At 61.9% G+C, this 10528-nt stretch carries 4 protein-coding genes and 1 pseudogene; 2 read left to right on the forward strand and 3 right to left on the reverse strand.

Going from position 1 to position 10528, the window contains the following annotated elements:
- Nucleotides 1-377 precede the first annotated feature (377 nt).
- Complete coding sequence (locus ACO6VM_RS20915) at nucleotides 378-1736, forward strand: 8-oxoguanine deaminase (protein ID WP_401057103.1); 1359 nt, start codon at nucleotides 378-380, stop codon at nucleotides 1734-1736.
- A gap of 210 nt (nucleotides 1737-1946) precedes the next feature.
- Here ACO6VM_RS20915 and ACO6VM_RS20920 read toward each other — a convergent pair whose 3' ends face one another.
- From ACO6VM_RS20920 to ACO6VM_RS20930, 3 genes are all read right to left on the reverse strand, one after another.
- Nucleotides 1947-3035: a hypothetical protein gene (locus ACO6VM_RS20920; protein ID WP_401057104.1), complete on the reverse strand. Its 1089-nt coding sequence runs from the start codon at nucleotides 3033-3035 to the stop codon at nucleotides 1947-1949.
- Between the two features lie 90 nt (nucleotides 3036-3125).
- Nucleotides 3126-5087 (reverse strand): DUF262 domain-containing protein, encoded by a 1962-nt coding sequence (locus tag ACO6VM_RS20925; RefSeq protein WP_422403762.1) that lies wholly within the window; start codon nucleotides 5085-5087, stop codon nucleotides 3126-3128.
- Nucleotides 5078-6505: a DUF262 domain-containing protein gene (locus tag ACO6VM_RS20930; RefSeq protein ID WP_422403763.1), complete on the reverse strand. Its 1428-nt coding sequence runs from the start codon at nucleotides 6503-6505 to the stop codon at nucleotides 5078-5080. Before ACO6VM_RS20930 ends, ACO6VM_RS20925 begins: the two co-directional genes overlap by 10 nt.
- 483 nt (nucleotides 6506-6988) lie before the next feature.
- Here ACO6VM_RS20930 and ACO6VM_RS20935 point away from each other — a divergent pair.
- A pseudogene (locus ACO6VM_RS20935) lies at nucleotides 6989-10528 on the forward strand (DUF6531 domain-containing protein); the annotation flags it as partial.

The following is a 10528-nucleotide window of genomic DNA, read 5'->3' on the forward strand; positions in this document are numbered from 1 at the left end:
TTCTGCTTACATTGGCCGGCGCCTACGACAGCGGCAATCGCCGCTGCGTATTGCGACGGTTACCCATCATGCAACACCCAACGCTGCTCGAACCCTACGAGCCTCTTGCGCGAATCCCGTTCAACGCTGATGCATGCTTCAGCGCTCCCACGAGCGACGGACTCGCTGCCATACCCTTCACGCCTGAAACCCGTCCATGCCTGTCAGGGCCCTTGGCTCATGCCTTGGCACGTGCGGACTCAGTCGCGGCACGGTATCGCCTGCCGTTCATCTCGACACTGCCTGCGCAGTTGCACTGAACGCTCCATACGGGTCGCCCGACGGCGGCCTGTGCAAACATCCTGTTGAATGCGACCCCTTGCGGGAGAGGAACCCCCATGCCCAAGACAATGCTGGTCAAGAACGCCGAACTGCTGGTGACGATGGACGGCGAACGCCGGGAAATCAAGCGCGGCGGCCTGTATATCGAAGACAACATCATCAAGCAGGTCGGCCCTAGCGACAGCCTGCCGCAAACCGCCGATGTGGTGCTGGACATGGCCGGCAAGGTGGTCATCCCCGGCCTGGTCAACACCCACCACCACATGTACCAGAGCCTCACCCGCGTGGTGCCGGCCGCCCAGGACGGCGAGCTGTTCAACTGGCTGACCAACCTGTACCCGATCTGGGCGCGGCTGACACCGGAAATGATCGCGGTGTCGACCCAGACCGCCATGGCCGAGCTGATCCTGTCGGGCTGCACCACCTCCAGCGATCACCTCTACATCTACCCCAACGGCTGCAAGCTCGACGACAGCATCCACGCCGCCGAGGAAATCGGCATGCGCTTCCACGCCGCGCGCGGCAGCATGAGCGTTGGCCGCAGCCAGGGCGGCCTGCCGCCGGATTCGGTGGTGGAGAAGGAGAGCGACATCCTCAAGGAGTCCCAGCGCCTGATCGAGGACTACCACGACGCCAGCCACGGTGCCATGCGCCGGGTGGTGGTGGCGCCGTGCTCGCCGTTCTCGGTGAGCCGCGACCTGATGCGCGAAGCCGCGGTGCTGGCGCGTGAGTACGGTGTGTCGCTGCACACCCACCTGGCGGAAAACGTAAACGACATCGCCTACAGCCGCGAGAAGTTCGGCATGACCCCTGCCGAGTACGCCGAAGACCTCGGCTGGGTCGGCCACGATGTCTGGCACGCCCACTGTGTACAGCTCGACCAGCACGGCATCGAACTGTTCGCCCGCACCGGCACCGGTGTGGCCCACTGCCCTTGCTCGAACATGCGCCTGGCCTCGGGCATCGCGCCGATCCGCAAGATGCGCGACCACGGCGTGCCGGTGGGCCTGGGGGTGGACGGCTCGGCCTCCAACGATGGCGCGAGCATGATCGGCGAAGTGCGCCAGGCGCTGCTGCTGCAGCGGGTCGGTTTCGGCCCCGATGCCATGACCGCGCGCGAGGCCCTGGAAATCGCCACCCTGGGCGGCGCCAAGGTGCTCAATCGTAATGACATCGGCGCCCTGGCCCCCGGCATGGTCGCCGACTTCGTCGCCTTCAGCCTGGGCCACGTGGCCTACGCAGGCGCCTTGCACGACCCGCTGGCAGCCCTGGTGTTCTGCACCCCGACCCACGTCGATACCAGCGTGATCAATGGCCGGGTGGTGGTGAAGGACGGGCATATCACCACTGTTGATCTGCCTCAGGTACTGGAGCGTCATAACCAGCTGGCGTGGCAATTGGTCAGCGGTGAGTGACCTGAGGGGCCGTTGCGCTCCACTGGGGTGCGACGGCCCAGGAGTCATCCGCTAACAGGTGGTTCAGCTGTCGGTTGCACTCGAAGCGGGACCGCCCGGGCACCTGGCGCTCATTGAAACCCATGCGCCGCAACGACAGGGCTGAAACACCAACTCAACAGAGATGCTGGGCAAGCCCGCATGCGTTGCGGCCAGAGGGAAGCAGGGGCATCACTCGGGGTTCAGCAGTCCGTTACGCTGGATATGTGAGAGCCAACGTTTAGGGTGGTAACCATCAAGCAGAGCGGTTGTCTTTTCACCCTTGGCAAGATCAATTGCACCGACCGCTGCACCCGCTGCAGCGCCCAGGGGGCCTGCCAGACACATACCGATCGCGGTACTGACACCTGTCGCGGCGCCGAATCTCATCCATTGGGTCCATTTCTTCTTCGAGGGGAGAAGCTTCTCAGATGCGGAGTAACTCGCTCGTACGTCCAGGTCGGGGGCGAGGTGTTTTGAGAGCCACATCCTCAAATCCTGTGCCTCGTCACTCACAAGGGTAGTGATGATCTTGTTGATGTCTTCGCGGTCACGAAAGACCAGCGGAAATCCTGTTTTCTCGAAGCTTGGAAGATTTTCAATTTTATGCAGGTCATTAATTATCTTTCTGGCGTGAAAGACTTCGGCGCCAGGCGTGGCGCCTTCTGCCCTTCGAATCGGGAAACAGAGCTCAAGCAATTGTGGCAACTCGTGGTCCATCTCCATCTCTGACACGCCGGCGGCCAGAAGATCATTCATGCGGGCGATGCCCATGACGGCGCCAGTTTGATAGTAGTAACGTTCAGAGGGAAACAGGAACTCGTAACCTGGGCGTCCTGCGTAATAGCCAAACGCGTCATCAACCTCGCCTTTGGCGGGTAACCAGGCTGTGTAGTCAGGTGCGATGAGGTCGATGAACGTCTCTTCTATTTCAGCGAACAGTGCGTTGCGATCACTCGCATGCTGATGCATGTCTTGTTTACGAACACGTTCAATGAATCGATCACGCGCGTAGGCTTCCGGCGTGGTGCTGTTTGCGTGCTCCAAGGAATAGGCGGGGCAGAAGCGGATTCTTTTTTCTCGCAAGAGAAGCCGGAGTTGCTTTGTTTCAAATGCAGCCTCCAGTCGGTTCAGAACGGTTGCTTCCAGTGGAATCACAACCTCTTCGTGTACCAGCAAGCAGTCCGCCAGGTAGCCAACGTTGTCAGGCGTGGAAAAACAAAGGTCTGCGGCGATGCCTAGGCGTGCGGGCAATTTGGGCGTATCGGTAGGAGTGGCCATGCTTCCAAGTCCTATGTTCACATTGAGCGCTAATGGATTTTTGTATTGCAGTGTCCTGGTTCAGCTGTGCGTTGGCTGACAAGGCATCTGCTATTCAGCGTTTGCTTGGTCAAGATACTCGGACAGCAAGTCAATCATGTCCTGCTGATGTTGCCTCGCCTGTGCGTCGCCCCATCGCTTGTGCGCATAGATCAGTTTCATCTTCAGCGAGTCGATGCGTTCCCTGTTGCGGTTCTCGAAATGCTTGCGCTTCTCGTTGAACGGCTTGTTGCCGTACTCCGAGTTGATGCCTCGCGATACCAGTGCCAGGTTGCCGAAAGTATCCAGCACCTCGCTTGAAACGGTATCAAGGTCGACGTCCTGCGCCGTCTGCGGCGAAATATGCTCGATCGAGTTCTTTGCGGTCATCCGGAACTGGGCACGTTGTTGGGCATTCAACCGAGCGGCGTTGGTGCTCCAGAGCACGTACTCCAGCTTGTAGAACCAGTAATGCGCGAAACTCAGGCCTGAAGCCTTGCTCAACGCCTCGGCGGGGTTTATCAACGGCAATACGGCCGAGGCATCTTTCAGGAACACATGGCTGCGTTCGATCAGGGGCCTGGGGTCGTTGTTGCACAGCAGGTGGTTATCGAAATGTTTGAGCTGTCGAAGGTAGCTGGCCCGGTCGGTTCGATTGGCGCGGATGTACGCCAGCAATGGAGTAAGCCAGTACTGGGTGGTGATCTGCTGTGAGTGGTAAAGCATGCTCTGCAGCAGTGCGAATGCGTGATCGCTGGCTTCTTCGCGGACCAGGGTTGTGTACGTCCTGCCGGAGGCAGCCTCGCTTGGACGCTTTCGCAGGTCGTGGATGAGGTGGTGTTCCTCGCCATCGACTTCCACCCACTTGATGACATGCTTGTCGAAGCAGTAGCGCACTTCCCACAGCAAGGCGATGAACTTTTTCGCCTTGGCGCCACCGCAAGGCGCTTTCAGGAAATGCGTGTCGAACAGCGACAGCAGGTCCTTGTCGTTGATCCTGGGAATGTCCGGCTCACCTTGTTCATTCAACCAGATGCGCAATGCATGCTGCAGCAGCATCGAAAAGGTGATGATGCTGCGTACCTTGCGCGTGCCCTGGAATACTTCCGGCGGTTCGCTGCCCTGCTCGGGGAGTGCTCTCGTCCTGCCAGCGAGGATATCGCCCAGGGACAGCGAGCTTGAATTGCGGTTGGCCGAATATTTGTCACTCAGCGCTTCCAGAACACAGTCTGACCAGGCCAGTTGCTCGTTATCGCGCAGCGCCGCTGGATTCGAGAACAGCGGATGTACATCGAACCTGGCGATGCTGCGCAGATTGCGTTCAACATAGTCGTCCATATAGGCGCAGGACTCCCACAGCGCGGCATAGCGCTCTCGCTCGGCGCTATTGTTGATGTGCTGGAGCAGCCTGGCCTTGAGAATTTCGTGCTGCTGAAGCTGCACGCCCCGGTTATTGATCACCTCGAAGATCTTGTTGAGGTCCATGGTTGCCGGGAAGTGGGTCATGACCACGGTTACTTTGTTCAGCACGTACTCGGTGAAAGCGGTCAGCCTGGCTTCCTCGCGCTCGTGCTTGAAGCGCTGGATGATCCCAAGCGCGGTGTCGATCTTGTCATGCTCGATGGACGGCGCCTTGCCGGAGGCACAGCTGGCCTTGAACGCTTTTTCTATATCCGGCCGGATGGGGAAGCCCAGGCGCGGACGAAGCCCATCGTCGTGTTCGCCGGCGAGGAATGGCTTGAGTTCCTGCCCCAGGGACAGTGCCAGCAGCCACAAGGTGGTGAAGCGCTGTTGGCCATCGATCAAGTCGTACTCGACCGTCGAGCGATCCTGATGCCGGGTCACCACCAGGATGCCGCCCAGGTAGGCGATGGAGCGTTGGTCTTCGAATGCGGCCCACAAGTCGTCCAGCAGGGTGCGCACCTGCTCATCGCTCCACACATACAGGCGCTGATAGACCGGAATCCGGAAGAACATGCCTTGTTTGACGATCTGCTGCAGGGTGATGTCGTACGATTGAATGGTCATGCGCATTGCTCCTCGATCCAGGCTTCACGCCCGTCCAGCGTGCCTTCCTTGCCATAGAACGCCAGCACTGCGGCTTTGTAGCGCCCTCGCACGGTCGAGTCGGGCTCGATGTCTTCCGCTGCATAGATGGCCGCAGAGCGTGAATCGGACAACAGGAACGCCATCACTTCGTCCGGGGTGTAGGCCTGAGCTATGACATCCAGCAGGTTCAGCGATGCGTCGCGCAGGTAGACAGTGATAGCGGCGGCAAAGATGTAGCTCTTTTCAATGCGGATCGCGCCGATGACGTAATCCAGGCTGAGCGCAAAGCGCAGCAGGTCGCGGGTGCCGAAACGGTCGACGAACATCAGCACCGCCAGGCAGAACAACTCGCGCAGGTAAGGTGAGAGGCGCAGGGTCACCTCGGTGTAGAACTGCCGGAAGGCCCGCTCCTGCGTCTTTGCACCGAACAGCTGATTGACCAGCGCTGCGTACTTTTCGACATACAGGAAAAAGCCCAGCCCGCGCTGGATGGGTTGGCGTAGCGAGAAGGGCAGGGTTGCGATGTCGTCCGGCTCGGGCAAGGCCCCGCGGCTCAACTTGACGTTGCCTATCTGGGAAACCAGCAATTGTGCCGAGGCATAGGCGACCGGCGCAGGTGATATGCCCAGTCGGTGCCCCTGCTCGGGGCGCAGGGTGCGTGCCTGGAATTCGTCGATGATGCCGTCCCGGCACTCCTCGCCAAGCGTCTTCTGGCCACGCCAGCGCCGCCCGCGCCAGAGCAGTTTGCCGAACAGCAGCGCGTCGAAGTCACCTGCGATGCCTTGGCATTGGTTATGTTCCTGCCAATTTTCCCAGCGCTCGGCAAACCGGGCACGCAGCTTGTCCCGGTGCCCGCCCTCGATGGCGCGCAGGTGGAAGGCCTTGAGCAGGTCGGCGGCACCCAGCGGCACGCCGCGGCTGTTCTGGTTATCGAAGAAGGTGAACGCCAAGTCTTCGTTGGGCACCGTGATCACGGTGAAAACGATGTGCTGGAACAGGGCTTTGAAGTCATCCGGCAAGCCTTCGGCTTCGATGATCCGCTGGGCCTGCTGGATGTTGTTGACCGACACTGGTGATCGGTAGGCAAAGTCGGCTCCGCTGGGCAGCGTGCCATGGAGCACATGGTACAGAATGCACAGCGTGGTCAGCCGCTGCTGGCCGTCAATGACGAATTGCCTGCGTTGTGCGCTGTCTTTGTGGATCAGCAGCGCGCCCATGTAGTAGTCGAGCCCGGCGTGCCGCTCCAACTGGAACTCGCGAAGGTCCTTGAGCAACTGCTGAACCTTGTCTTTGTCCCAGACATAGGGACGCTGGTAGGTATCCAGGGCCAGTGGCATCCGTTGCGAGGCAAGCAATGCCTCGAAAGGGATGACCCTGACCGCTACGGCGTTGTTCTTGCTCATCGCTGGCGAATCCTTACGCTGGGCGGCTGTTCAAAGGCGGCCAATCCTACAGCGATTGGTAAATGATGGCCATGGACCGCCTTTTGCAGGTGCTTGCCCTTCAGAAACAGCGTCTGGCGTTACCCAGCCGGCCGGCCGGGCGAGCGCCTGCGGCGCAGCAAGGTGTTCGAACTGGATCAGCGTGGGGTGCCGACGACGTTGTGAAGAATTGCTCGGAGCGCCGACCCTTCAGTGATCACAGAGTGTTTATGCCCGCCATGGGCGTGTAGCCGTTTTTCCACGCCCGAACAGGAATGCTCCTTCCTGCGTGCGAGACACCTTCCGACTTCTTCCTGAATACCGCCTCGGTATGGTTTCCCTCCTGCATTTTCAGGTCGCCCGACCGAGGCCATTGCACTGCACCGCCCACCTCGTGGGAGCGGGCTTGCCCCGCGATGCGTAGCCACCAGGCGACCTCCTTTCCAGCAAGGAGCGCCAAACCAAATGGCAACCAACCCCGGCAAGGCCAGCCCTTCAGGCAAGGGCATTTTACAAGTAGCGATCACACCACTCGCCGAAATCCAGGCCGAGGACGTCGGCCGCGGCGCCGCAGTGTTCGACGCCTGGCTACGTGAAGTCAGTGCCGGCCATGCCACCCTCGAGCGCCTCAAAGCCGTCGCCGGCAATGTGCCGGTGGCGGGCAACAGCATCGCCCTGATCGAAGTACTGGGCGCTATCGCTACCCTGGCCCGCAGCAAGCTGCCCGATCCGCTCGACTGCGCCACCTTTGCCCTCAACCTGATCGGCCTGGTCACCTTGCCCGCTGGTGAGGCGCCGGCGCGTATGAGCTTGCGGCCGATGCTGTTGTTCGTGCGCCAGGAGGGTAAGCAGGTGCTCGACGATGCGTCGGTCGAACTGCTGGCCGGCCACCTCAACGCCGATATCGTCGGCAGCCTTGATAATTTCGTCAGCCAGGCCGCCGGCAAACTCACGGGCATCCTGGCCGAGGCCGCCACCCTCGGCGAGCAGATCATCCTCGACATTGCCAGTGGCCTGGCCACCCTGGCCGAAGGCGCCGGCCCAAAACACGCCCGCCCGACATCCGCCACGAGCAGTGCGCTGATGCACAACCCGCTGGCCACGCTCGACAACTACCTGGCCGGTGCCTTCAGCGCCTACAAGCACGCTGGCAAGGGCATGACCAGCGCCGACGTCAGCCCCGCGCTCAGCGCCGCCGGCAAGACCGAGCTGCTGGCCCACAGCGCCCGCCTGCGCCTGCTGGCTCCACTGATACGCGGCATGATCCTCAAGCTGGGCGATGCCGGCAGCCCCGGCTCCATCGAGGCCCTGAGTCAGATCCTGGCCAGCAGCGTCAAACAGTGGCGCCAGCGTAACCCGCAGCAGGTGGTGGCCAACATCAAGCCCGGCGGCACCAGCAAGGCCCGCCACCAGCTGGCCGAAGGCAAGCTGGAAACCCAGAAAGAGCAGGCGCCCGCGTTCCAGGCCGCCAACCCGTGCAAGAACGGCGCCCCGGCCAACACCTGCAACAGCATCAACTTTGCCCTGGGCAGCGAGACCCTGCAGCACACCGATTTCAGCCTGCCCGGCCCGTTCCCGATCACCTGGACCCGCACCTACCACTCGCGCCTGGCCGCCCTCGACAGCGGCAGCCTCGGCGCCCGCTGGATCACCGCCTTCACCACCTGCATCGATGTGCAGGACGATGGCTTGCTGCTGCACGATATCGACGGCCGCAGCCACGCCTACCCGCTGCCCAAGGTCGGCAAAACCCATTACGACGCGATGGAGTACCGTGGCCTGACCCGCACCACCGACACCCAGCTCATCCTGTCGCGCGGCCAGGAGCGCCACGAGACCTACGAGCGTGTTGGTGAGCGCTTCCACCTGGTGCATATCGTCATGCGCAACGGCGTCGGCGCGATGCTGCACTACGAGCACAGCCACAACGGCCGCCCGGTGCTGTCGGACATCAACACCTACGCCGACAACGACCCGTCCAAGGTGCACCTGCAACTGGGCACGCTGCTCGATGACCACGGCCATATCCAGGGCCTGTGGCAAGTGGTCGACGGCAAGCCGCTGCGCCAGCTGTGCGCCTACCACTATGACGACCAGGGCGACCTGATCGCCGCCCAGGACGAGCACGGCGCCGCCTGGCGCTACCAGTACCAGCACCACCTGATCACCCGCTACACCGACCGCACCGACCGAGGCCTCAACCTGGAATGGGACGGCAGCGGCCCGCACGCCCGGGCGATCCGCGAATGGGCCGACGACGGCAGCTTCGAAACCCGCCTGGCGTGGGATGAGCACATCCGCCTGACCACTGTGACCGACGCCTACGGCGGCCAGACTCGCCACTACTACGACGCCGAGGGCTACACCTACCGCATCCAGCACGCCGACGAGCGCTCGGAGTGGCTGTTCCGCGACGCCCGCAAGAACGTGATCCGCCACCTGCACGCCGACGGCAGCCAGGATCGCTACACCTACGATGAACGCAGCAACCGCCTGCAGCACATCCGCGCCGACCATACCGTGGTGCACTACGCCTATGACAACAAGGACCAGTTGATCAAGATCAGCGATGCCGAAGGCGGCCTGTGGCTGCGCGACTACGACGCTGCCGGCAACCTGGTCGGATGCGCTGGGCAACGAAAAGACACTCGCCTACAACGATGCTGGGCAGTTGCTTGAGTACACCGACTGCTCGGGCAAGAGCAGTGCCTGGGCCTACAACACCCTTGGCCAGCTGACCGACTTCACCGATGCGGCGGGCTACACGACCGCCTACGAATACCAGGCCGGGCAACTGGCCAAGGTCACCCATCCCGACAAGACCGAAGAGCGCTTCAACTACGATGCCGAAGGCCGTCTGTTGGCCCATGTCGATGCCCTCGAGCGCTGCACCACCTGGGCGTACAGCGCCGCAGGCCTGCTGAGCGAACGCGTCGACGCCAACGAACATACCCTGCGTTATCGCTGGGACAAGCTTGGCCGCTTGATCGGCCTGGAAAACGAGAACGCGAGCAAGGCCACTTTCCTCTACGACCCGGTGGGCCGGCTGCTGCAAGAGACCGGCTTTGATGGCCTGGTCACCCGTTACCAGTACGACTCGCACAGCGGTCGCCTCGCCTCGACCCAGGTTGGCCAGCGCCGTATCGAACTGACCTTCGACCTCATGGGCCGATTGAGTGAGCGTACGGCCCGCCTGGGCAACCAGAGCCAGAGCGAAACCTTCGCCTACGACGGCAACGGCCAGCTGATCCAGGCAGTGAACGCTGCCAGCAAACTGCAATGGTTCTTTGATGCAGCCGGCAACCTGACCCGCGAGCATCAGTACTACCTGGCCACCGGCACGCCGATGGTTGCGGTGTGGCAGCATCAGTACGACGCACTCAACCAGCGCACCGCGACGATTCGCCCGGACGGCCACAAGGTCAGCTGGCTGACCTACGGCAGCGGCCACCTGCTCGGCATGACCCTCGACCAGCACGAGATGCTGGCCTACGAGCGCGATGACCTGCACCGCGAAATCGTGCGGCATCAGGGCAATAAGTTGATGCAGACCCAGGCCTGGGACCCGGCCGGGCGTTTGCAAGAGCAACTGCTGGGCAGCCATGACGGCCAGTCCACGTTGCTCAAGCGTCAGTACCGCTACGACGTCGCCGGCCAGCTGACCAACATCCACGACAGCCGTCGTGGCCAACTGGAGTACCAGTACGACCCGGTGGGCCGCCTACTCAAGGCCACCAGTCGCCTGAGCGTGGAAACCTTTGCCTTCGACCCGGCCGGTAACCTGCTGGATCAGAAGACCCAGGAGCTGAATCGCCCACTGGAGGCCGATCCACGCCGTAACAAGCTGATGGACAACCTGCTGCGCGAGTACGCCGGGACCCACTACAAATACGACGAGCGCGGCAACCTGATCCACCGCCTGCACAACGGGTCCCATGCCCACTTCACCTGGGACCTGTTCGATCGGCTGGCCGGTTACAACGACGACAAGCTCAAGGTCGATTA

The sequence above is a fragment of the Pseudomonas sp. GZD-209 genome (genome assembly GCF_049310485.1).
Classification (GTDB): Bacteria; Pseudomonadota; Gammaproteobacteria; order Pseudomonadales; family Pseudomonadaceae; genus Aquipseudomonas; species Aquipseudomonas sichuanensis.